Below are 21,562 nucleotides of genomic sequence, written 5' to 3'. Positions count from 1 at the left end.
GCTCAGACCCCCTCGGACTGGCGGGCCGCGGCCAGCCGGACCGCGTCCATGATCTTCTCGTAGCCCGTGCAGCGGCACAGGTTGCCCGACAGCGCCTCGCGGATGTCCGCGTCGGTCGGGTTGGGGTTGCGCTCCAGCATCTCGTCGGCGGCGACCAGCAGGCCGGGCGTGCAGAAGCCGCACTGGACGGCGCCGGCGTCGATGAACGCCTGCTGGATGGGCGCGAGTTCGGTGCCCTCGCCGGTCTGCGAGTCGGTGCCCGCGGCCTGCCAGCGCTTGGCCTCGTCGAGCGAGGTGCCCTCGTCACCGCCGCCGCAGGCGCCGCTCGCGCAGCCCTCGGCGCGCTGCTGGGCGAAGTCGGCCAGTCCCTCGACCGTGACGATCTCACGGCCCTGCGCCTGACCGGCCGCGACCAGACAGGAACAGACCGGGACGCCGTCCAGGCGGACCGTGCAGGAGCCGCACTCGCCCTGCTCGCAGGCGTTCTTGGAACCGGGCAGGCCGAGCCGCTCGCGCAGGACGTAGAGGAGGGACTCGCCCTCCCACACGTCGTCGGCTTCCTGCGGACGTCCGTTGACAGTGAAGTTGACGCGCATTACGCGGCTCCCTCCGTGGTGTGGCGGGCGCCGCGGTACGACTCCCAGGTCCAGGTGAGCGTCCGGCGGGCCATGACGCCGACCGCGTGGCGGCGGTAGCTCGCGGTGCCCCGGACGTCGTCGATCGGGTTGCAGGCGGCCGAGCACAGGTCCGCGAACTGCTTGGCGACCGACGGGGTGATGATCTTGCCGTTGTCCCAGAAGCCGCCCTCCTCGAGCGCGGCGTTCAGGAAGTCCTCCGCGGCCTTCGCCCGTACGGGCGTGGGGGCCGCCGAGCCGATGCCGGTGCGGACCGTGCGGGTCTCGGGGTGCAGGGCCAGTCCGAAGGCGCACACGGCGATGACCATGGCGTTGCGGGTGCCGACCTTGGAGAACTGCTGCGGGCCGTCGGCCTTCTGGACGTGCACGGCGCGGATCAGCTCGTCGGGCTCCAGCGCGTTGCGCTTGACGCCCTTGTAGAACTCGTCGATCGGGATGAGGCGCTTGCCGCGCACCGACTCGACCTCGACCTCCCCCCCGGCGGCGAGCAGCGCGGGGTGCGCGTCGCCGGCCGGGGAGGCGGTGCCGAGGTTGCCGCCCACGCCGCCGCGGTTACGGATCTGCGGGGAGGCGACCGTGTGCGAGGCGAGGGCGAGTCCGGGGAGTTCGGTGCGGAGGGCGTCCATGATCCGGGTGTACGGGACGGAGGCGCCGAGCCGCACGGAGTCCTCGCCGACCTCCCACTCGCAGAGGTCGCCGATGCGGTTCAGGTCCATCAGGTACTCGGGCCTGCGGTGGTCGAAGTTGATCTCGACCATCACGTCGGTGCCACCCGCAATCGGCACAGCGGTGGGGTGCTCGGCCTTCGCGGCGAGCGCCTCCTCCCAGCTGGCGGGGCGAAGGAAGTCCATGACCGGCTCTCTTCTTCGTCTTCGTCTGGTGGTCGTGCAGATTGAGCCAATCCGTGTGCGGCGGGCCAGGCTCGTTCATGTGCTGTTCACGTGGAGTGGCCTCAGTACACCGCCCGGTGCTCCACCAGGGTCAGTCGCAGAAACCATGAAGGAGTTGGCTGGCCAGCCCAGGCATCTTGTAGATTCGTATGAAAGGAGGTCCTCACCAACCTCCCTACATTCCTCTGGTCCCTCCGGAAATCGGGCGACACAGCCGCGTGACCTGGAACACTTCGAGACAAAGAACGGCGGCGACGAGAATGCGGCTGCGCGCACTGCTGGACACCGACGCGCTGGGCCTCAGGCTGCTCGGCGGCGAGGACGAGCTGGACCGCTCCGTCCGGGGCGTGATGACCACCGACCTGCGGGACCCCAGCCGCTACCTCTCCGGCGGCGAGCTGGTCCTCACCGGCCTGGCCTGGCGCCGGGACGCCGCCGACTCCGAGCCGTTCGTCCGCCTCCTCGTGCAGTCCGGCGTGGCCGCGCTCGCCGCCGGCGAGGCGGAGCTGGGCAGCGTCCCGGAGGACCTGCTGGCGGCGTGCGTGCGGCACCGGTTGCCGCTGTTCGCGGTGAACGAGTCGGTGGCCTTCGCGACCATCACCGAGCACGTGGTCCGGCAGGTCTCCGGGGAGCGGGCCGGGGACCTCGCGGCCGTGGTCGACCGGCACCGCCGGATGATGACCTCGGGCCCCGCGGGCGGCGGCCCCGACGTCGTCCTCGACCTGCTCGGCACGGACCTGGACCTGCGGGCCTGGGTGCTCTCCCCGACCGGGCGGCCGGTCGCGGGCCCCAAGGACGCGGGTCCCGCGCTGCCCGCCGAGGTGTGCGCGAAGCTCGCGGCGGAGCATCTGGCCGCCACCCGGACGGGCCGGCGGGCACCGCACCGGGTGCCCCTGGGCCCGACGACGTACAGCCTCTTCCCGGTGCGCGCCGCGGGGCACCGCACGCCGGGCGCGGCGCGCGTACCGCAGGCCGCGCGGGACGTGCGCGAGACGGTGCTGTCCGACTGGCTGCTGGTGGTGGAGGCGGACGCCGGGGACTGGGCCGAGGAGCGGCTCGACCTGCTGTACGGCGTCACGCAGCTCATCGCCGTCGAGCGCGACCGGCGGGACGCGGCGCGCACGGTCCGCAGGCGGCTCGCGCAGGAGGTCCTGGAGCTGGTGCAGACGGGCGCCGCGCCCGCCGAGATCGCGGCCCGGCTGCGGGTCGCGGCGCCGGTGCTGCTGCCGGGCCTCGGCGCGGCCCCGCACTGGCAGGTCGTGGTCGCCCGGGTGGAGTGGGAGGACGACGGCTCCGCGACCGGGCCGGTCGCCCAGACCCTGCTGGAGGAGATCCTCGTCGACCCGCTCGCCACGGGGCCCGAGCACTCCGACCGCATCGCCGTGGCCCACACCGGCGACGAGGCCGTCGCTCTCGTGCCGCTGCCGGCGGTCTCCGCCGAGCACGACGGCTCCGAGACCGGCATCCTCGCGGACGTGCTCCTGGAGGCCGTGCGGGAACCGCTGTCGGCGGGGCTGGACGGCGACGGGCGGGTCACGCTCGGCGTCAGCGCGGCCGTGCACTCGGCGGAGGGGCTGCGCGGCGCGCTGGAGGAGGCGCGGCACGCGCGGCGGGTCGCCGCGGCGCGCCCCGGCCGGGTCTGCGCGGCCGGCCACCAGGAGCTGGCCTCGCACGTCCTGCTCCTCCCCTTCGTCCCCGACGACGTGCGCCGGGCCTTCACCGCCCGGCTGCTGGACCCGCTGCGTGACTACGACCGCCGCCACCGCGCCGAGCTGATCCCGACCCTGGAGGCCTTCCTCGCCAGCGACGGCTCCTGGACGCGCTGCGCCACCCGGCTCCACCTGCACGTCAACACGTTGCGCTACCGCGTCGGACGGATCGAGCAGTTGACGGGACGTGATCTGTCGCGCCTGGAGGACAAGCTCGATTTCTTCCTCGCGTTGCGGATGAGCTGAGCCGCGGGACACGACACCGCCCGGAACGGTCCCAAACCTCCGGGCGGTCAAGTCCCACGACTTTGTGAAAAGTTTCACCCATCCCCTTGGCCGGGCCGCCGGATCCGTGCTGAGATGCGGCCACCACTTCGAGAGCTCGATGGCGTGCCAAGGGGAGGGCAACGTGGCGCATTCCGCCATGGCTGGTTCTGGTTGGGGAACGACCGAGGGTGACGATCCGCTCCAGACCGCCGTGTGGCGGTTGCGTTCGCGCGCCTGTTGGTCCGACGCGGCGGCCCTGCTGGAGCCGGTCTCCGCGGCCACCGCGTTGCAGCGGACCGCGCTGCTGGTGGAGCGGTGCCTGTACACGGAGCAGGGCTGGGCGGACGCCGAGGACGCGCTGCGCACCGCCGAGGCGCTGGCCGACAGCGACGACGAGCGGGGGGCCGCCGCCTGTGAACGCGGGCAACTCGCCTACGCCGCCACGGTGCACGGGGTGCGCGACCGGTCCGACGAGGCGCGGGCCGCGCTGGGCCGGGCGGCGGCGCTGATCGCGCCGGGCGCCGGGGGGCGGGCGCTGCTGGACTTCCGGCGGGGGCTGCTCGCGGAGAACCTGACCCGGTCGCCGCAGGCCGCCAAGGCGGCGTACCGGCGCGCCCACGCCGGCGCCACCGCGCAGGGCGACCCGCTGTTGCAGTCCGCCACCTGGCGGCATCTGGCCGGACTCGCCCTGCGCGAGGGGGAGATGGCCGAGGCCCGGCACGGCTTCGCCGAGTCGCTGCGCATCCGCGAGGAACTGGGCTACCTGGTGGGCACGGCTCCCGCGCTGGTCTCGCTGGCGGACGCCGAGTCGGAACCGGAGGCGTCCCGGTTGCGGGAGGAGGCCCGGCGCCTGGTCCGGCTGCTCGGCGGGGTGCCGACCTGGCTGGCGCGGCACCTGGCACCGCCGGCCGCGGGCGCGGCGACCGCGTGAGCGTGCTCAGGGGGCCCTGCTACAGCGCGGTTCGGTGACGGCCCAGGCGGCGTCCCAGTGCGCGAGGTTGATCCGGTGCAGCAGCACGCCGGTGGCACCGTGGGCGGCGAGGCCGGTGAGGGCCACGCCCAGGAAGGCGAGGATCGCCCAGCCCGTCGCGCGGCTGCGGACCTGGTCCCCGGTCAGCGGCGGTCCGGTGAGCCCTCCCGCCGCGTCGACCCAGACGAGGACGGTGCTGTCCGCGGGGAGTCCCGGTTCGACGTCCGTCTCCGCGGTCCGGACGGCCCCGTCCGGGCCGGTGTAGCGCACCTCGACCGGGTACCGGGTCCTCTTCGCCTCCGCCGAGCCCGGTTCCGGATGGCGCGGGGCGTCGTGGACGAGGACGGCGGGGCGGTGGTCGCGGGTCCGGGCCTGGTGCTCGGCGAGGGCGCGGTAGTGGCGGTGGGCCGCGTCGCCGGCCGCGAACATCGCCGCGGGGGCCGCCGCCAGGACGGCCAGCAGCAGACCCAGGGCGATCCAGGCGTGCAGGCGGTCGGTACGGCGCCGCAGGGTGTTGCGCCGCCATCGCCACAGCACCAGGTGCGGGTGCCGGCCGGCAGCGGGGGCGGGATCGAGGGGCGGTGGCTGTGCCCGGGGTGTCTCACCGGCCACGGTGCGCCTCCTTCCGGGATCGGTCGGCGGGGCCGTCGGCGCCGGGCCGGCGTCGACGACGGACGACGGACGGCTCCGACTGCGGACCGGTTTCGACGACGGACGGTCTCGACGACGGACGGTTTCGACGACGGACGGTTTCGACGACGGACGGTTTCGACGGCGGACGGTTTCGACGACGGACGGCTTTCACGAGGGACGGCTTCGACGACGGGGGTCCACTCGGACGGGATCGCGCCCGGCCGAGTCACCGGCACTGGGCCGACCGCGCGTGCGGGCGCCGTAGGGGGCCGGTCCGCGGCCGTACGCATCGTGCGGGATTCGGGTCGGGTGAGGTGACGGCCCGCCGCGCCGGGTACGCGGGTGGGCCGGGTGGACCGGGCGGGCGCGGTCAGCGTGGAGGGCCGGCCGGAGGGTCCGTGCCCGTGACGGGCGGGTGGGAGTCCGCGGCCGCCAGGAGCTGGGCGGCACCGCGGACGGCGGCCGTGTGCGGGGCCGGTACGGCGCTCAGCGGGGTGTGCAGCACGTCGGCGAGACGGCAGGTGATCTCGGGACGCAGGGCGCCGCCGCCCGCCAGCAGCGGACCCCGGCCCAGGGCCTCGACGGTGAGGGAGGTGCGGTCCTGCCGCAGCATCGAGGTCGCCATGCCGGCGACCGCCTCGCCGATCGCCGCCGGCCCGGTCGCGTCGTCGAGGTCCCCCGTGCCCAGTGCGGCGCGCCGCGCGTCGAAGACGGCACCGTCGGCCAGCAGCACCACCTCGGTGAGGCGGGCGCCGATGTCCACCACGAGCAGCGGCCGGGACAGGTCCGCGCCCGCCGCGAGGGCGACCGCCCGCGCGCTCGGGACGGTCAGCCCCCCCGGGGCCGCAGCACCTGCACCGCCGTGCGGGCCTGGGTGCGGTAGGCGTACCCGTCCAGCACCGGCGCGGTCACCACGACCAGCGGGCGGGCGAAACGCGGCAGCCGGTGGGCGAGGAGCCGGCCGAGCATGCGCGCCGCGCCCTCGGTGTCGACGATGCGGCCGCGCTGGACGGGGTAGACCGCCCCGGCGCCCGCGAACGTCACCGTCGGCACGTCGAGGACCAGTCCCCGCCCGGCGACCCAGGCGCGGGTCCGGGCGCTGCCGATGTCGAGGGCGACGCCGCAGCGGTGCCGGGACAGCGGCCACGGCAGGCGCCGGGATTCGGCGGGCAGACGGACGGCGGTCATCGGCCGGCCTCCCGCACCTGCTGGCAGCGTGCGCAGTAGCGGGCCTGCGGCACGATCAGCAGGCGCGCGCGGTCGACGGGGCGCCGGCACAGGTGGCAGGAGCCGTAGCGGCCCCTCGCCATGCGGTCGAGCGCCGCTTCCACGTCGGCGAGGACCATGCGCGCCGAGGCGGCCAACTCGACCCGTACCTCGGTCTGCGCGGCGGACCGCCGCCGGTGCGCCTCCTCGGCGTGGGCCGGCACGGTCGCGATCTGCCGCAGTTGCTCCTCGCGGAACAGCCGCTGCTCGCGGAGGCTGTCCCGGAGCGCCGCCAGGTCTTCGGGCGACAGACGCGCCTCGTGGTCGTCGATGATCGGATGGTTCACCACTTCACCCCTCGGGCAGGGCGGGAGACGAGAGCCGGACGGACGGTGGTCAGGCGGCGGCGCGGCGCTGGCAGGCGACGCAGTACCGCGTGTAGGGGAGGATCTCCAGCCGCTCCCCCGGGACGGGCTTGCCGCAGCCCAGGCAGGTGCCGTAGCTGCCGCCGTCGATCCGCGCGAAGGCCGCGTCGATCTCCTTGAGCACCCGCTCGATGGCGTCCTTCTGCGCGGCCATCAGCTGGTCGTCCGCCTGGCCGCCCTCACCGAGGGCCTGGAGCTGGGTCAGCCGGGTGCTGCGCGCGTGTTCGAGGCGCTGGCGTGCCTCGTGAGCGGTCAGCCGCTCGGGGCGGGGTTCGGTGCGGGGGGCGTCGAGCGACACGGTGCGTCCTCATCTCGGAAGGGTCTGGAAGGGTCCGGAAGGGTCTGGATGGGTCCGGAAGGGTCCGGAAGGCTCTGCGGGTACGGCGGACGCCGGGCCGATCGGGCCCGGTCACCGTCCAGCCTGGCCGGGCCGGCGGGGGAAACCCATCGGGCGCGGGCCCCATTTGCGCGGGGCCCGGGCATCCACACGGCGGTGCCCGAGGGCGCCCGGATGGGTGTGCCGCGGCACGGAAATGGGGGTCGGCCCCCATCGACCCGGTGGCGTGCGGCGGGGCACGCTGGTCGCTTGCTCGGTCGCGACCTGGGCCGCGGCTGCCGCCGCCGAGGGTGCGCGATGGCCGACAGTGGAGGCGTACCAGTCGTCGCGTCGCAGAAGGAGGCGTACTCCCCGGTGTCCCTGTTCTGGCGGATCTTCGGGCTCAACGCGGTGGTGCTGGGCTTCGCCACGGCCCTGCTGCTGTGGGCTCCGGTGACCGTCTCCGTGCCGGTCCTGCTGACCGAGGCCGTCATCCTGGTGGGCGGGCTCGGCGTCATGCTGGTCGCCAACGGCGCCCTGCTGCGCTGGGGCCTGGCACCGCTGGACCGGCTGACGAGGCTGATGACCACGGTCGACCTGCTCCGCCCGGGCCAGCGGCTCCCGGTGTCCGGCGGCGGCGAGGTCCCCGAGCTGATCCGCACCTTCAACGCCATGCTGGACCGGCTGGAGCACGAGCGGGCCACGAGCAGTGCCCGCGTCCTGCTCGCCCAGGAGGCGGAGCGGCGCCGCATCGCCCAGGAGCTGCACGACGAGGTCGGGCAGAGCATGACCGCCATCCTGCTGGTCCTCGGGCGGTCCGCGGACGACGCCGACGAACCGTTGCGCTCGGAGCTCCAGCAGGCGCAGGAGATCACCAGGGAGAGCCTGGACGAGGTCCGCCGCCTGGTGCGCCGGCTGCGTCCCGGGGTGCTGGACGATCTCGGTCTGATCAGCGCGCTGTCCTCGCTCACCCACGACTTCGCGACCCACACGGGTCTGCGGGTGGTCCGCCGGTTCGACGCCGACCTGCCCGCACTGGACCACGAGACCGAGCTGGTCCTCTACCGCGTGGCGCAGGAGAGCCTGACCAACGCCGCCCGCCACGCGGACGCCCGCCGGCTGGAGGTGGGCCTCGCCCGGGCCGAGGGCGCCGTGACGCTCACCGTCGCCGACGACGGCCGCGGCATCGAGGCGCCGTGCGAGGGCGCCGGTATCCGCGGCATGCGCGAACGGGCCCTGCTCGTCGGGGCCGCCCTCGACATCACCTCGGCTCCCGGCGCCGGCACCCGCGTCCGGCTCACCGCACCCGTCCCCAGGAAGCAGCCCTGACCATGTCCGACCCGTCGTCCCTGCCCGACCGTTCCCTTCCCGAGCCGTCCGCCCGGCCCACGGCGTCCCCCGCGGCACCCGCGTCCGCGGCGTCCGCCTCCGCCGGGTCCGCGGCGCCCGCGTCCGGCCCGGCGAGGATCCGCATCCTGCTCGCCGACGACCACGCCCTGGTGCGCCGCGGTGTCCGGCTGATCCTCGACCGGGAACCGGACCTGGAGGTGGTGGCGGAGGCCGGGGACGGCGCGGAGGCCATCGAGAAGGCGCGGGCGAACGCCGTGGACCTGGCGGTCCTGGACATCGCGATGCCGCGGCTGACCGGTCTCCAGGCCGCCCGCGAGCTGGCCGCGCTGAAACCCGGGCTGCGCATCCTCATGCTGACGATGCACGACAACGAGCAGTACCTGTTCCAGGCGCTGAAGTCGGGGGCCTGCGGATACGTCCTGAAGTCCGTCGCCGACCGCGATCTGGTCGCCGCCTGCCGGGCCGCGATGCGCGACGAGCCGTTCCTCTACCCGGGGGCGGTGACCGCCCTGATCCGCAACTACCTCGACCGGGTCCGGCACGGCGAGGAGAGCGCCGACCACATCCTCACGCCCCGGGAGGAGGAGGTCCTCAAGCTCGTCGCCGAGGGCCACTCCTCCAAGGAGATCGCCGAGATCCTCTTCATCAGCGTCAAGACCGTCCAGCGGCACCGGGCGAACCTGCTGCAGAAGCTCGGCCTGCGCGACCGTCTGGAACTGACCCGGTACGCCATCCGCGCCGGCCTCATCGAACCCTGACGTCCCCGGACCGCCCGGGGCTCCGGCCACCCACTCCCGGGCCGGAGCCCCGGGCTCCTCTCCGCCCGGCCGCCCGAACGCCCGAACGCCCTGACGCCCTGACACCCTGACGAAAGGGGACGGTGCATGCGCCCCGCAGGTCGCACCGCCCCCGTGAGGGCTCCCCGGCTCGCGGTCGCGCTCGCCCCGCTGCTGGCCCTCCTGCTGGCCCTGGTCCCGGCCGGGCCCGCGACCGGCACGGGCGCCGCGGTCGCGGGGGCGCTCCCGGCCCACGCGGCGACGACCGCCGCTCTCCCTCACCCGCAGACCGACCAGCACGCCGACGACGGCGGCGCCGCGCCCTGCCTCGACCGGGCCAGGGCACGCCACGACCACCTCGGTGAGCGCCCGGCACCCCCCGACCGCCCCGCCACCGCCCCGCGCTCCGTGGGCGCCGTCCCCGCCGCCGGCGGGCGTACCCCCGCCGGGTCAGGCGCCGTGACCCTCTCCCCCGGCCGCACGCATCACGACCACGGCCGGGCACCTCCCGCCCCCTCCGGCACCTGAGCACCGTACGCACCGCGTACTCCCGTCACCTTCCCCTTCCGTCGCGGCCGCGCAGGCCGCTGCCGCGGCGTGCCCGCCGGAGGTCTCCGTTGCAGCGCTCCCGTATCCCCCTGTCCCCAGGTTCCCCGCGCCGGTCGCGGTCCCGCTCCCGGTCCGGCGGTCTGCGCATCCGTGCGCTGATCGCCCTGGCCGTGCTGGCCGCGGCCCTCGGCATCGCCCTCACCACGCCGGTCCGCCTCGGGCTCGATCTGCGCGGCGGCACCCAGATCGTGCTGGAGACCCGCTCCACCCCCACCGTCGTCGCGGACGCCGAGGCCACCGACCGCACGGTGGAGGTGCTGCGCGGCCGCATCGACGCGCTCGGCGTCGCCGAACCGACCATCGTCCGCTCCGGTGACCACCGCGTCGTCGTCGAGCTGCCGGGTGTCCAGGACCCGAAGAAGGCGGCCGACGTGCTGGGCCGCACCGCACAGCTCACCGTCCACCCGGTCCACGGCCCGGCCGAGGAAGCCGGGAAGCCCCGGTCCGACCGGCCCGGCGAGCGCGTGCTGCCCGACGAGTCCGGCCGGCCCCTCCGGCTCGAGGCGGCCGCCCTGACCGGGCGGGACGTCGAGGGCGCCGACGCCCGCTTCGACCAGCAGGGCGGCGCGGGGTGGCACGTCACCGTGGACTTCGAGGACGCGGGCGCCGACCGGTGGGCCCGGGTGACCGGCGAGGCGGCCTGCCACCCGGCCGGTGACGACCGGCGCCGGGTCGCCATCGTGCTCGACGACAAGATCATCTCCTCGCCGCAGGTCGACCCGTCGGTGGCCTGCGGGGCGGGCATCTCCGGCGGCTCCACCCTGATCACCGGGTCCTTCGACGACGCCGAGGCCCGCGAACTCGCCCTGCTCGTCGAGGGCGGTGCCCTCCCCGTGCCGGTGGAGACGGTGGAGCAGCGCACGATCGGGGCCACGCTGGGCGACGAGGCGATCTCGGCCGGCGCCTGGGCCGCCGTCATCGGCACCGCGCTGACCGCGCTGTTCATCGTCGTCGTCTACCGCCTCATGGGCGCCCTCGCGGCGCTCGCCCTGCTCTGCTACGGCCTCATCTCCTACGCCGCCCTGGCCGCGATCGGCGCGACCCTGACCCTGCCGGGGCTGGCGGGTTTCGTCCTGGCGATCGGCATGGCGGTGGACGCCAACGTCCTGGTGTTCGAACGTGCCCGCGAGGAGCAGGCCGCCAGGAGCCGGCCCAGTACGCGCTCGGCGCTGACGGCCGGGTTCCGCAGCGCGTTCAGCGCGATCGCCGACTCCAACATCACCACGCTCATCGCCGCCGCCCTGCTGTTCTTCCTGGCCTCCGGCCCGGTGAAGGGCTTCGGCGTCACCCTGGGCATCGGCGTCCTCGCCTCCATGGTCAGCGCCCTGGTGATCACCCGGGTGCTCACCGAGTTCGCCGCGAGCCGCCCGTCCGTCTCCCGCCGTCCCCGCGTCACCGGCATCGCGAGCACCGGCCCGGTCCGTGACGCCCTGCTGCGCCGCGACCCGGCCCTGATGCGCCGCCCCCGCCGCTGGCTGGCCGCCTCCGGGATCGTGCTGGTGCTGGCCGGCTCGGGCATCCTGGCCCGCGGGCTGGACTTCGGCATCGAGTTCACCGGCGGACGGCTGATCGAGTACTCCACCGCCACCGAGGTCGACCCCGAACGGGCGCGGACGGCCCTCGCCGACGCGGGCTTCCCGCGCGCGGTCGTCCAGTCCTCCGGGGACCACGGCCTCACCGTGCGCACCGAGGAGCTGACCGACGACGAGGCGGCGGCCGTCACCGGGGCCGTCGGCGCGCTCGGCGGCGAGACCGAGAAGGTCCGCGACGAGCTGATCGGGCCCAGCCTCGGCGAGGAACTGCGCCGGGACGCCCTCATCGCGCTCGGCCTCGCCCTCGGCGCCCAGCTCCTCTACCTCGCCGCCCGTTTCCGGCTGCTGTTCGGCACGGCCGCCGTCGGAGCGCTCGCGCACGACGTCGTCGTCCTGGTGGGTGTGTTCGCCTGGCTCGGCAAGCCGATCGACGGCGTGTTCCTGGCCGCGCTGCTGACGGTCATCGGCTACTCGGTCAACGACTCGGTCGTGCTCTTCGACCGCGTCCGGGAACTGCTCGGGAAGGACCGCGGGACGCCCTTCGCCCGGCTCACCGACCGGGCGATCCTCCAGACGCTGCCGCGCACGGTCAACACGGGCACGGGCGCGGTGCTGATCCTGGCCGCCCTCGCGGTGCTCGCCGAGGGCTCGCTCACCGACTTCGCCCTGGCCCTGCTGATCGGCGTGGTGGTGGGCACGTACTCGTCGGTGTTCACCGCGGCCCCGCTCGCCGTCGCGCTGCACGGCCGGGCCACCGGGACCGGCGCCCCTCGCCGGGCCGGGCGGGCGGACCGCACCGCGAAGGAACCGGGAGCCCCCCGTCCCCGGCGGCAGGAGGTCTCCTAAGCGCCGGCGAAGTGCTCCCCCACCAGGCTCCGCACCACGTCCAGGTCGCCGGCGATCAGCGCGTCCAGCAGCGCCGTGTGTTCGTGCGCGTCGGCGATCAGGTCGGCCCGCCCCCGTACCGCGGGGACGCCGGCCGGCGGCCACTGGGCGCGGCGGTGCAGGTCACCGGCGATCCGGACGAGCTGGTCGTTGCCGGCCAGCGCGAGCACCGCGCGGTGGAAGGCGCGGTCGGCCTCGGCGTAGGTCGCCGGGCAGCCGGACGACGCGGCCCGCACGGTTGCCTCGGCGAGGGGCCGCAACTCCGCCCAGCGTTCGGCGGGGACCGTGCGGGCCAGCCGCAGCATCACGGGGACCTCGATCAGCGCCCGGACCTCGGCGAGTTCGGCCAGCTCCCGGTCGCCGCGTTCGAGGACGCGAAAGCCGCGGTTGGGGACGACCTCGACGGCGCCCTCCAGGGCGAGCTGCTGCATGGCCTCGCGCACGGGCGTGGCCGAGACGCCGAACCGCTCGCCGAGCGCGGGTGCCGAGTAGACCTCGCCGGGGCGCAGCTCGCCGGCCACCAGCGCGGTGCGCAGGGCGTCGAGGACCTGGCCGCGGACGGAGGAGCGCTGCACGAGGACGCGCGGGCGCGGCGCGGGAGGTTCGCCGTGCGTGTGCTCGCCGCGTACGCCCCCGGCGGGGCCCGCGTCCCCCGGAGCCCGGTTCCCGGTCGCGGCGCCGGGCTGCGCCGGGACGCCGGCCGGTCCGGCGGCTCCGGTCGCGCCGGCCCGCTCGGCACCGCGGGCCCGCCCGGTCCCCGTCCCTGGGAGCCCCTGCGCGCTCGGCTTCACGGGTCCTCCTGCGGGACGTGTCGGTACTTGGGGTCATTACGGCGGGTTGTCGCCGGTCCGTCAAGCACCCTAAGCGCCCCGGCCCCCAGTTCAAATCCCGCGTATTTTCGATAAGGTAAGGCTTACCTCAAAGCAGCCCGTTCTCCGACGTGGATCGGTGGTCCCGCATGCCTGTCACCCGCTCGGCCACCACGGACGCCTACGCACGCCTGGCCGAGGTCCTCCCGGGACTGGGCATCACCGAGCTGGACGGGGCCGACGAGGTCCCGCGCGGGGACGGCTGGGTCCCGGCCGGCTCGCTCGCCGCGGGCGGGGCGGAGCTGGACGCGTTCCTCGCCTGGGACGACGCCCAGGTGCTGCGGGACTACGGGCAGCGGGCCCGGCCCGACGTGGTCGCGAGCTTCGGCCTGCACCGGTACGCGTGGCCGGCCTGTCTGCTGATCACCGTGCCGTGGTTCCTGCACCGCCGGGTGCCCCGCTACCCCGCGGACCGGGTCGCCTACGACCGCTCCACCGCCGGCCTGCCCCTCGGCCGCATGGCCGTGCGGTCCGCCGGCTTCGCCTGTCTGCCGGGCGATCCGGCCGCCGCGCTGCCCGGCGCCCGCGTGGTCGCGGACGAGGAGGCGCTGCGGGCCGAGGTGCGGGCCTCCGTCGCGGAGCACCTGGAGCCGGTGCTGGCGGCTTTCGGACCGCGGATGCGGCGGCGCGGACGCGCCCTGTGGGGCATGGCGACCGACGAGGTCGTGGAGGGCCTGTGGTACGTCGCCCACCTGCTCGGCGAGCAGGAGCGGGCACGGCGCGAACTGGAACTGCTGCTGCCGGGCGCGACCAAGCCGTACGTGGGCGACGCCGCGTTCCGGGAACTGACGGGGCCGGACGGCGAGTCGCTGCACACCCGGGACCGGGCGAGCTGCTGCATGTTCTACACGCTGCGCCCCGAGGACACCTGCGCCACCTGCCCGCGCACCTGCGACGCGGACCGCGTCGGCAAGCTGCTCGCCGCGGCGGTGTGAACCGCCGCCCGGCGCACCCACCCGCGGCGGTCCCTTAAGATCATCGAGGTCGCTCCACAACTCCCGGGCGCAGCGCGAGAAGTTTCCACGGAACCACTCGTACGGGTTATCTTATTCGAACTCAACTCCCGCCCCTCATGCGGCAGTTCGAGCAGATCGCCGCCCGGGGCACTCCCTCGCACCCTCTTGGCGGCCTCTTGCCCCGAAACCCCCCTGAGGGCCGCTGGGTTTGGGCCACCATGGCGGGCGTTACGCCCTATCCCAATGCAAGGGACCCCAGATGAGATTGACCGACATATCGCTGAACTGGCTGCTTCCGGGCGCCGTGCTGCTCCTGGGCATGCTGGCGGCGGTGGCGGTGCTCGCGCGCGGCAAGCGTTCCACGGGGAAGGACGCGGGCGCGGACGACTCGTGGGAGCGCATGGAGGAGCGCCGCAGGCGCAAGGAGGCCCTCTACGGCACCTTCTCCTATGTCCTGCTCTTCTGCTGCGCCGCGGTCGCCGCGGCGCTCTCCTTCCACGGTCTGGTCGGCTTCGGCGAGCAGAACCTCGGCCTGACCGGCGGCTGGCAGTACCTGGTCCCGTTCGGCCTCGACGGCGCGGCGATGTTCTGCTCCGTCCTCGCGGTGCGCGAGGCCAGCCACGGTGACGCGGCGCTCGGCTCCCGCATACTCGTGTGGACCTTCGCCTTCGCGGCCGCGTGGTTCAACTGGGTGCACGCGCCCCGCGGCCTCGGTCACGCGGGTGCCCCGCACTTCTTCGCGGGCATGTCCCTGTCGGCGGCGGTGCTCTTCGACCGGGCGCTGAAGCAGACCCGGCGGGCCGCACTGCGCGAGCAGGGCCTCGTGCCGCGTCCGCTGCCGCAGATCCGCATGGTCCGCTGGCTGCGGGCCCCCAGGGAGACGTACCGCGCCTGGTCGCTGATGCTCCTGGAGGGCGTGCGCAGCCTCGACGAGGCGGTCGACGAGGTGCGCGACGACCGGCGCCGCAAGGAGGAGGCCAAGCAGCGGCGGCGTGAGCAGGAGCGCCTGGAGCGGGCGCAGCTCAAGGCGATCAGCCGGGGGCACGGCCACCGGGGCTTCCCCGGCCGTGGCGGCCGGCAGGTCGAGGTCGAGGTGCAGCAGGTCGAGCGAGGTGCCGAACGGGCCACCGCGGAGCCTGCCATAGCGACCCCGGACTCCCTGCCCGTACGCCAGCGGCCCTCCTTGCAGCCCGTCCGCGGCGCGACTGACCCGGTGACCGTCGACCTCACCGCGGAGGACGACACCCAGGCCCTGCCGCGCCTGGACTCCCTGGAGCGCAAGCTCAAGGACCTGGAGCAGCAGTTCGGTTAGCCGTCCTGCCGCCTGGGGCGCCCGGTCTCCGGCGCCTCAGGCGGCCTCGGCGTCCAGCTCGAACCAGACCGACTTGCCCGGCTCGCCCGCCCCGCACGGCCGCACGCCCCAGTCGTCGGCCAGGGACTCCACCAGGACCAGCCCTCTGCCGTTGGTGCTCTCCTCCGGGTCGGGAGAGCGGGGCCGGGGCGGCCGGGCGACGAAGTCCCGCACCTCGACCCGCAGCGCGCGCGGCCCGACCGTGGCGGTCAGCACGGCCCCTTCGTCGGTGTGGACCAGCGCGTTGGTGACCAGTTCGGTGGTGAGCAGTTCCGCGATCTCCGACCGTCCGGGTCCGCCCCAGTGCCGCAGCAGCTCACGCAGGGCCCGCCGGCTCTCGGGCACCGCCCGCAGGTCCGCCCGCCCGAGCCGTCGGCTGAGCTGTGGCGTCGTCTCCCTCTCCATGTCCCCCGTCCGCGTACTGATGTCGCTTCCCCTCCTCTTCGAACAACCTCACGGGGGAAGCCTTGCCCGTTCGAACCCCGGCCAGTCATGTCGAATCCTCAACGACCGTTCGTTCTGTCCAGGGGCGGGACGGGCCGGGGTCAGGGCCGGGGCACGTTCCGCAGGTTCGAGCGGGCCATCTGGAGCATCCGCCCGACCCCGCCGTCCAGCACGATCTTCGACGCGGACAGGGCGAAGCCGGTGACCATGTCTGCGCTGATCTTCGGCGGGATGGACAGGGCGTTGGGGTCGGTGACGACGTCGACGAGAGCCGGTCCCTTGTGCTTGAACGCGGCCTTCAGCGCCCCGGCCAGCTCCTTCGGCTTCTCCACCCGCACCCCGAAGGCCCCGCACGCCTCGGCGACGGCGGCGAAGTCCGGGTTGGTGTTGGCGACGCCGTGCGAGGGCAGGCCCGCGACCAGCATCTCCAACTCGACCATGCCGAGCGAGGAGTTGTCGAAGAGGACCACCTTCACCGGCAGGTCGTGCTGCACGAGGGTGAGGAAGTCGCCCATCAGCATGGTGAAGCCGCCGTCGCCGGACATCGAGACGACCTGCCGCCGCCGGTCGGTGAACTGGGCGCCGATCGCCATCGGCAGCGCGTTCGCCATCGAGCCGTGCGAGAAGGAACCGATGATGCGGCGGCGGCCGTTGGGCGAGATGTAGCGGGCGGCCCAGACGTTGCACATACCGGTGTCGACGGTGAACACCGCGTCGTCGTCGGCGACCTCGTCCAGCACGGCGGCCACGTATTCGGGGTGGATCGGGACGTGCTTGTCGACCTTGCGGGTGTAGGCCTTGACCACGCCCTCCAGCGCGTCCGCGTGCTTCTTCAGCATCCGGTCGAGGAAGCGGCGGCTCTTCTTCTCCTTCACCCTCGGGATCAGACAGCGCAGGGTCTCCTTCGCGTCGCCCCACACCGCGAGGTCCAGCCGGGAACGCCGGCCCAGATGTTCCGGCCGGACGTCGATCTGGGCGATCTGGACGTCGTCGGGCAGGAAGGCGTTGTACGGGAAGTCCGTGCCGAGCAGGATCAGCAGGTCGCACTCGTGGGTGGCCTCGTAGGCCGCGCCGTAGCCCAGCAGCCCGCTCATCCCCACGTCGAACGGGTTGTCGTACTGGATCCACTCCTTGCCGCGCAGGGCGTGCCCCACCGGGGACTTGATCCTCCCGGCGAACTCCATCACCTCGGCGTGCGCGCCCGCCGTGCCGGCGCCGCAGAACAGGGTGACCTTGTCGGCGTCGTCGATCATCCGCACCAGCCGGTCGATCTCCTCGTCGCCGGGGCGGACCGTGGGCCGGGAGGTGACCAGGGCACTCTCGGCGGCCTTCTCCGGGGCGGGCTCGTCCGCGATGTCGCCGGGGAGAGAGACGACGCTGACGCCGCCCTGGCCCACCGCGTGCTGGATGGCGGTCTGGAGCAGCCTCGGCATCTGCTTCGGGCTGGAGATCAGCTCGCTGTAGTGGCTGCACTCCCGGAAGAGCTGGTCGGGGTGGGTCTCCTGGAAGAACCCGAGGCCGATCTCGCTGGACGGGATCTGCGAGGCGAGGGCGAGGACGGGCGCCATGGACCGGTGGGCGTCGTAGAGGCCGTTGATGAGGTGGAGGTTGCCGGGGCCGCAGGAGCCGGCGCACGCGGTCAGCTTCCCGGTGACCTGTGCCTCCGCCCCGGCGGCGAAGGCGGCGGTCTCCTCGTGCCGGACGTGCACCCACTCGATGCCGGGGTGGCGGCGCACGGCGTCCACGACCGGGTTGAGGCTGTCGCCGACGACTCCGTAGAGGCGTTCGACTCCGGCGCGGGTGAGGATGTCGACGAACTGTTCCGCGACGTTCTGTTTGGCCATGGCTCTACGTATGGCACAGCGAGCGGTCTCACGCCTCCCATACGGCGGCGGCCGTGCGGTCGTCGGCGTACCCCTTGACCCGGACACCGGCGTCGGCGAGGAACTCCGCGAGGCCGGGCGGGGTACGGCCCGACCACCGCCGCGCGAGGTGCCGGCCCAGCTCCGGTTCGCTCAGCAGCGGCTCGGCGAGACCGGCGGTGCTCATCAGGAGCACATCACCCGGGCGGGCTACGGAGGCGCGGAAGCGGAAGGGCCTGCGGGGTCCGGCGTACGGTTCCGGCGTCGGGCCCGGCGGTGTCGTGACGCCGAGGTCCATGGTGAGCCGGTCGCCCTCGGGCGTCTCGCTCGCCGCCCCGCCCGCCGACCCGCCCCTGGGGGAGCCGTAGCCCAGGACGGGCTCGCCCGTGACGTCGCCGCCCTGGGGCTCCACGTCCTGCCAGGCACCGCCCCGCAGCCGCAGCAGCCCGCCCGGGCCGACGCCGAAGAACACCCTGGTCCGGCACTCGGGGTCGGCGGGCAGCAGCAGGCAGCGCAGGGTGGCCGCGTACTCCTCGGGGGCCAGGCCCTGTTCGGCGGCGGAGGCGCGGAGCCGTCCGAGGCTGCGGTCGGTGAGGCGGTGCAGGCCGGACTTCAGGTCGCCGCGCCGGCCGGCCCGCAGGTCCTCGGCGAGCCGTGCGTGGCTGCGGCCCACGGCTTGGCCGATCCACCGGCACGCGTCGGCGGCCGCGAGGTGCGCCCCGGCCGTCGCACGGGCGCCGGTCGCCATCGCCACCAGGACCAGCGCCTGCTCCCCCGCGCCGAAACGGGCGACGAGCAGCGCGTCGCGGCGCGGGTCGCCCCGGTAGCGCGCGGAGTCGCCCCGCACGGAGACGGCCCGCAGCGTGCAGGTCCCGTACCGGGCGCCGTCCAGCACGGTGTCCGCCACCAGCCCGTCGAGCCCGTCGGGTTCGGCGGCCGGCAGCGCGGTGGGTTCGGCGTCGTAGGTGGGCGGCCGGGAGCCGACGTAGTCCCGCGCAAAGGACCCGGGCCCCCCGCCGTCCCCGGCGGGCGGGGCCGGCGAGGGGAGGAACGGGGGCGGGAGCGGGGGGAGGTCCGGGGTGGTCCGGGACGGAGGCGGGGGCGGGGACCCGCCGGCGGGAGGCGGGGCGGCCGGCACGTCCGCGGCGGGCTCCCTGAGATCGGCGGCGCCGCTCCCCGAGGTCGTACGCCCACGAGGGCCGGCCGGCCGCGGGGGTCCGGCGGGCGCGGGCGGTGCGGGCCGCTCCGGCGGCACGGGGGGCACCGGCGGGTCCGGGGGCGCGGGGGGTGCGGCGGGCGCGGGGGGTGCCGTCGGTGCGGGGGCGGGTGGCGGGTCGGCCGCGGGGTCCCGGCCGGCGGACTGTCCCGCCCGGGGGCCGGCACCCCCGGGCCCCGGAGATCCGGGCGGGAAGCTCACGGGACCGGCGGGTGCGGCGGGTGCGGCGGGCGGCGGTTCCCACGGGGCCCGCTGCGGGGGCGGACCGGGACGGTCCGGCGCGCCGCCGCCGCGCGGGGTGTCGCCGCCGCGCGGGGTGTCGTCGGGCTGCGGCGGGCCCGGCGTACGGGGGCCGGGGACGGCGGGAGACGCACCCGCGGCCCACCAGGGAGGCCGGTCCTCGGCCGGCCCGGGGGTGCCGGTCGCGGCCTGCCAGGGGACACCGGCCGACGGCTGACCGGGGATGCCGGCCGTGGGCGGGGCGGGCGCCGGGGGCGGAGTGCGGTCCGCCCGCGGTGGCGGCTCCGCCCCGTCCCGTATGCCGTGGTCCAGGTCCCGGCCCTGGTCCTGGTCCTGGTCCTCGTCCTGCTCCCGGTCCGGCCCGCGGGACACCGTCCCCGCCGCCGAGGCGAACCGGTCGTCCAGGGAATCGGGCGCGACCGTGGGACCGGTGTCGTCGGTGGAGTCGTCGTACAGCTGCGTCCACCAGTCGTCATGACCGGTGGGCCTTCCCCCCTGCTGACTCATGCTCCCGATTGTCCACCGAGGGAGCCGTAGGAGAACGGGGCATCCGGAAAATCCGGCGTACCCGCACGCGCCGGACGCGTTTCGGGGGACGCGTCGAACGGGGTTGCGGGCGAACGTGGCCGGGCGGTCCCACCCCCCACGGGAGAACCGCCCGACGACGTCACCTTGGCAGAGTGACCCGTCGTACGGCGATGATGTCCGGAGGCGGGTTTGCGCCGTGGCCGTTTCCCGCCACGGACGGGCTCCGCGCAGGTGGTGGTGGAGCGGTTCTCGGGGAGGGACGGCACCTGATGCTGGGAGTGTTGGGGCTCAAGGACGCACACGAGTCGGCGTACCGGGCGCTGGTGGCCCTCGGGGCGGCCGACGTGCCCGATCTGGCCCGCCGGCTGGCGCTCGGCGAGCAGGACACGGAGCGCGCGCTGCGCCGGCTGGAGCAGACCGGGCTCGCCGCCCAGTCCTCGGCCCGGCCCGGCCGCTGGGTCGCCGCGCCTCCCGGCGTGGCGCTGGGTGCGCTGCTCACCCAGCAGCGGCACGAGCTGGAGAAGGCGGAGCTGGCGGCGGCCCTGCTGGCCGAGGAGTACCGGGCGGCGGCGTCCGAGCCCGCGGTGCACGACCTGGTGGAGGTGGTGACCGGCGCCGCCGCGGTCGCCCAGCGCTTCCTCCAGCTCCAGCTGGGAGCGAACGAGGAGGTGTGCGCGCTGGTCACCGGCAATCCGGTCGCCGTCACCGGCATGGAGAACGACGCCGAGGAGCAGGCCACCGGACGCGGGGTCCGCTACCGGGTGGTGGTCGAGCGTGCGGTGCTGGACCTGCCCACCGGCATCACGGAACTGACCGCCGCGCTGGGCCGCGACGAGCAGGTCCGGGTGGTGGACCGGGTGCCGACCAAGCTGGTGGTCGCCGACCGGGCCCTCGCCCTGGTCCCGCTCACCGCCCACTCCTCGGAGCCGGCCGCGCTGGTCGTGCACGCCAGCGGCCTGCTGGAACTGCTCTCGGGCCTCTTCGAGTCGATCTGGCAGGACGCCCTCCCGCTGCGGCTGGGCGCGTCCGGCGTGACCGAGCACGGCCCGGAGGCGCCCGACGGCACCGACCTGGAGATCCTCTCCCTGCTGCTGGCCGGCCTGACCGACGCGAGCGTCGCCAAGCAGCTCGACCTGGGCCTGCGGACCGTGCAGCGCCGGGTGAAGCGCCTCATGGAGCTGACCGGGGTCACCACCCGCCTCCAGCTGGGCTGGCACGCCTACGAGCGGGACTGGGTGGCCCGCGAGCGCTGAGCCGGCCCGGCCGCCGCGCACGACATCTGCGGGCCGGGCGCGAGTCCGGCACCCTGGACAGATGGGAGCGTGGGACCTCCTGCTGTCCGGCCTGGTCATTCTGCTCGGGCTGTGCGGCGTGCTGTTCCCCGGCATGCCCGGGTCGTGGCTCGTGTGGGCCGGGGTCCTGTGGTGGGCGCTGAAGGATCCGCGGCCGCTCACGTGGGCCGTGCTGGTCGGCGCCACGGTCGTCCTGCTCCTGTCCCAGGCGGTGCGCTGGGCGCTGCCCTCCCGGCGGCTGCGCGCGGACGACGCCACCCGCCGGCTCACGGCGTACGCGGGCGCGGGCGCCTTCCTCGGCTTCGTGCTGCTGCCGGTGCTCGGCGCGATCCCCGGCTTCCTGGGCGGCATCTACCTCGCCGAGCGGATCCGGCTCGGCCGGCACGGGGAGGCGAGGGCGGCCCTGCGGACCGCGATGCGCTCGGGCGGCAGCGCGGTGCTGACGGAACTCTTCGCCTGCCTCCTAATCACCGGGGCGTGGCTGGGCGCGGTGCTGTCCGGCTAGCTGTTCTGTCCGGGGAGGTTGTGGACAGGTGAGCCAGGTCTCGGCTGAGGGATCTTGAACGGGTGAGGGCCTTCCGGGTTCGGTGTGGATTGCGAC

19 protein-coding genes and 1 pseudogene are annotated in these 21,562 nt (G+C 75.0%); 10 read left to right on the top strand and 10 right to left on the bottom strand.

Features of this window, described 5'->3' with window-relative positions; all coding sequences use genetic code 11:
• Nucleotides 1-2 precede the first annotated feature (2 nt).
• Complete coding sequence (locus ACGF5T_RS18330) at nt 3-596, bottom strand: (2Fe-2S)-binding protein (protein WP_366766413.1); 594 nt, start codon at nt 594-596, stop codon at nt 3-5.
• Nucleotides 596-1,486, bottom strand: coding sequence for a xanthine dehydrogenase family protein subunit M (locus ACGF5T_RS18325; RefSeq protein WP_366766414.1), 891 nt, complete (start codon nt 1,484-1,486; stop codon nt 596-598). The genes ACGF5T_RS18330 and ACGF5T_RS18325 overlap by 1 nt, the downstream gene beginning before the upstream one ends.
• Nucleotides 1,487-1,785: 299 nt before the next feature.
• On the opposite strand from ACGF5T_RS18325, the gene ACGF5T_RS18320 reads away from it, so the two are divergent.
• Together ACGF5T_RS18320 and ACGF5T_RS18315 are read left to right on the top strand one after the other, a co-directional pair.
• The gene (locus tag ACGF5T_RS18320) at nt 1,786-3,480 is read left to right on the top strand and encodes a PucR family transcriptional regulator ligand-binding domain-containing protein (protein WP_361009505.1); all 1,695 of its coding nucleotides are present in this window, start codon (nt 1,786-1,788) and stop codon (nt 3,478-3,480) included.
• Nucleotides 3,481-3,643: 163 nt separating this feature from the next.
• Complete coding sequence (locus tag ACGF5T_RS18315; RefSeq protein ID WP_356607313.1) at nt 3,644-4,432, top strand: hypothetical protein; 789 nt, start codon at nt 3,644-3,646, stop codon at nt 4,430-4,432.
• Between the two features lie 6 nt (nt 4,433-4,438).
• Here ACGF5T_RS18315 and ACGF5T_RS18310 read toward each other — a convergent pair whose 3' ends face one another.
• The 4 genes and pseudogenes from ACGF5T_RS18310 to ACGF5T_RS18295 all read right to left on the bottom strand — a co-directional run bounded on the left by ACGF5T_RS18310 (nt 4,439) and on the right by ACGF5T_RS18295 (nt 7,033).
• A complete protein-coding gene (locus ACGF5T_RS18310; protein ID WP_366766415.1) occupies nt 4,439-5,083 on the bottom strand; it encodes a hypothetical protein in 645 nt (214 codons plus the stop codon).
• Nucleotides 5,084-5,474: 391 nt separating this feature from the next.
• Nucleotides 5,475-6,292, bottom strand: a pseudogene (locus ACGF5T_RS18305) (hypothetical protein).
• A complete protein-coding gene (locus ACGF5T_RS18300) occupies nt 6,289-6,660 on the bottom strand; it encodes a TraR/DksA C4-type zinc finger protein (protein WP_361009498.1) in 372 nt (123 codons plus the stop codon). Before ACGF5T_RS18300 ends, ACGF5T_RS18305 begins: the two are co-directional and overlap by 4 nt.
• A gap of 46 nt (nt 6,661-6,706) precedes the next feature.
• On the bottom strand, nt 6,707-7,033 hold the full coding sequence (locus ACGF5T_RS18295) for a TraR/DksA C4-type zinc finger protein (RefSeq protein ID WP_356607321.1): 327 nt from the start codon (nt 7,031-7,033) through the stop codon (nt 6,707-6,709).
• Nucleotides 7,034-7,426: 393 nt separating this feature from the next.
• Between ACGF5T_RS18295 and ACGF5T_RS18290 the strand changes: the two genes are divergently transcribed.
• From ACGF5T_RS18290 to secD, 4 genes are all read left to right on the top strand, one after another.
• Nucleotides 7,427-8,380: a sensor histidine kinase gene (locus ACGF5T_RS18290; protein ID WP_356607581.1), complete on the top strand. Its 954-nt coding sequence runs from the start codon at nt 7,427-7,429 to the stop codon at nt 8,378-8,380.
• A 2-nt stretch (nt 8,381-8,382) separates the two neighbouring features.
• The gene (locus tag ACGF5T_RS18285; protein ID WP_366766416.1) at nt 8,383-9,159 is read left to right on the top strand and encodes a response regulator transcription factor; all 777 of its coding nucleotides are present in this window, start codon (nt 8,383-8,385) and stop codon (nt 9,157-9,159) included.
• A 126-nt stretch (nt 9,160-9,285) separates the two neighbouring features.
• The gene (locus tag ACGF5T_RS18280) at nt 9,286-9,705 is read left to right on the top strand and encodes a hypothetical protein (RefSeq protein WP_366766417.1); all 420 of its coding nucleotides are present in this window, start codon (nt 9,286-9,288) and stop codon (nt 9,703-9,705) included.
• 161 nt (nt 9,706-9,866) lie between these two features.
• Nucleotides 9,867-12,164: a protein translocase subunit SecD gene (gene secD / locus ACGF5T_RS18275; RefSeq protein WP_392888572.1), complete on the top strand. Its 2,298-nt coding sequence runs from the start codon at nt 9,867-9,869 to the stop codon at nt 12,162-12,164.
• Here secD and ACGF5T_RS18270 read toward each other — a convergent pair.
• Complete coding sequence (locus tag ACGF5T_RS18270) at nt 12,161-12,994, bottom strand: GntR family transcriptional regulator (RefSeq protein ID WP_361009491.1); 834 nt, start codon at nt 12,992-12,994, stop codon at nt 12,161-12,163. The two genes, secD and ACGF5T_RS18270, sit on opposite strands and share 4 nt — an antisense overlap.
• A gap of 167 nt (nt 12,995-13,161) precedes the next feature.
• Between ACGF5T_RS18270 and ACGF5T_RS18265 the strand changes: the two genes are divergently transcribed.
• Together ACGF5T_RS18265 and ACGF5T_RS18260 are read left to right on the top strand one after the other, a co-directional pair.
• Entirely contained in the window at nt 13,162-14,007 is an 846-nt protein-coding gene (locus ACGF5T_RS18265; RefSeq protein ID WP_361009487.1) for a (2Fe-2S)-binding protein, read from the top strand.
• Between the two features lie 280 nt (nt 14,008-14,287).
• Complete coding sequence (locus ACGF5T_RS18260; RefSeq protein ID WP_356607331.1) at nt 14,288-15,340, top strand: DUF2637 domain-containing protein; 1,053 nt, start codon at nt 14,288-14,290, stop codon at nt 15,338-15,340.
• A 36-nt stretch (nt 15,341-15,376) separates the two neighbouring features.
• Here ACGF5T_RS18260 and ACGF5T_RS18255 read toward each other — a convergent pair whose 3' ends face one another.
• The 3 genes from ACGF5T_RS18255 to ACGF5T_RS18245 form a co-directional block, all read right to left on the bottom strand.
• The gene (locus ACGF5T_RS18255; protein ID WP_356607333.1) at nt 15,377-15,784 is read right to left on the bottom strand and encodes an ATP-binding protein; all 408 of its coding nucleotides are present in this window, start codon (nt 15,782-15,784) and stop codon (nt 15,377-15,379) included.
• Between the two features lie 140 nt (nt 15,785-15,924).
• Entirely contained in the window at nt 15,925-17,667 is a 1,743-nt protein-coding gene (locus ACGF5T_RS18250; RefSeq protein ID WP_356607335.1) for a pyruvate dehydrogenase, read from the bottom strand.
• A 28-nt stretch (nt 17,668-17,695) separates the two neighbouring features.
• Nucleotides 17,696-19,648, bottom strand: coding sequence for a protein phosphatase 2C domain-containing protein (locus ACGF5T_RS18245; protein WP_366766419.1), 1,953 nt, complete (start codon nt 19,646-19,648; stop codon nt 17,696-17,698).
• Between the two features lie 290 nt (nt 19,649-19,938).
• On the opposite strand from ACGF5T_RS18245, the gene ACGF5T_RS18240 reads away from it, so the two are divergent.
• On the top strand, nt 19,939-20,922 hold the full coding sequence (locus ACGF5T_RS18240) for a helix-turn-helix domain-containing protein (RefSeq protein ID WP_356607339.1): 984 nt from the start codon (nt 19,939-19,941) through the stop codon (nt 20,920-20,922).
• A gap of 61 nt (nt 20,923-20,983) precedes the next feature.
• Nucleotides 20,984-21,466, top strand: coding sequence for a DUF456 domain-containing protein (locus ACGF5T_RS18235; RefSeq protein WP_361009478.1), 483 nt, complete (start codon nt 20,984-20,986; stop codon nt 21,464-21,466).
• Nucleotides 21,467-21,562: the final 96 nt, after the last annotated feature.

Source organism: Streptomyces sp. NPDC047853 (assembly GCF_043204535.1).
Lineage (GTDB): Bacteria > Actinomycetota > Actinomycetes > Streptomycetales > Streptomycetaceae > Streptomyces.
This window is presented reverse-complemented; position numbering and strand designations above follow the sequence as displayed.

Coding starts and splice junctions, on each gene's coding strand:
- ACGF5T_RS18330 (WP_366766413.1), bottom strand. CDS start 596: ATGCGCGTCAACTTCACTGTCAACGGACGTCCGCAGGAAGCCGACGAC.
- ACGF5T_RS18325 (WP_366766414.1), bottom strand. CDS start 1,486: ATGGACTTCCTTCGCCCCGCCAGCTGGGAGGAGGCGCTCGCCGCGAAG.
- ACGF5T_RS18320 (WP_361009505.1), top strand. CDS start 1,786: ATGCGGCTGCGCGCACTGCTGGACACCGACGCGCTGGGCCTCAGGCTG.
- ACGF5T_RS18285 (WP_366766416.1), top strand. CDS start 8,383: ATGTCCGACCCGTCGTCCCTGCCCGACCGTTCCCTTCCCGAGCCGTCC.
- ACGF5T_RS18280 (WP_366766417.1), top strand. CDS start 9,286: ATGCGCCCCGCAGGTCGCACCGCCCCCGTGAGGGCTCCCCGGCTCGCG.
- ACGF5T_RS18265 (WP_361009487.1), top strand. CDS start 13,162: ATGCCTGTCACCCGCTCGGCCACCACGGACGCCTACGCACGCCTGGCC.
- ACGF5T_RS18260 (WP_356607331.1), top strand. CDS start 14,288: ATGAGATTGACCGACATATCGCTGAACTGGCTGCTTCCGGGCGCCGTG.
- ACGF5T_RS18255 (WP_356607333.1), bottom strand. CDS start 15,784: ATGGAGAGGGAGACGACGCCACAGCTCAGCCGACGGCTCGGGCGGGCG.
- ACGF5T_RS18250 (WP_356607335.1), bottom strand. CDS start 17,667: ATGGCCAAACAGAACGTCGCGGAACAGTTCGTCGACATCCTCACCCGC.
- ACGF5T_RS18245 (WP_366766419.1), bottom strand. CDS start 19,648: ATGAGTCAGCAGGGGGGAAGGCCCACCGGTCATGACGACTGGTGGACG.
- ACGF5T_RS18240 (WP_356607339.1), top strand. CDS start 19,939: ATGCTGGGAGTGTTGGGGCTCAAGGACGCACACGAGTCGGCGTACCGG.
- ACGF5T_RS18235 (WP_361009478.1), top strand. CDS start 20,984: ATGGGAGCGTGGGACCTCCTGCTGTCCGGCCTGGTCATTCTGCTCGGG.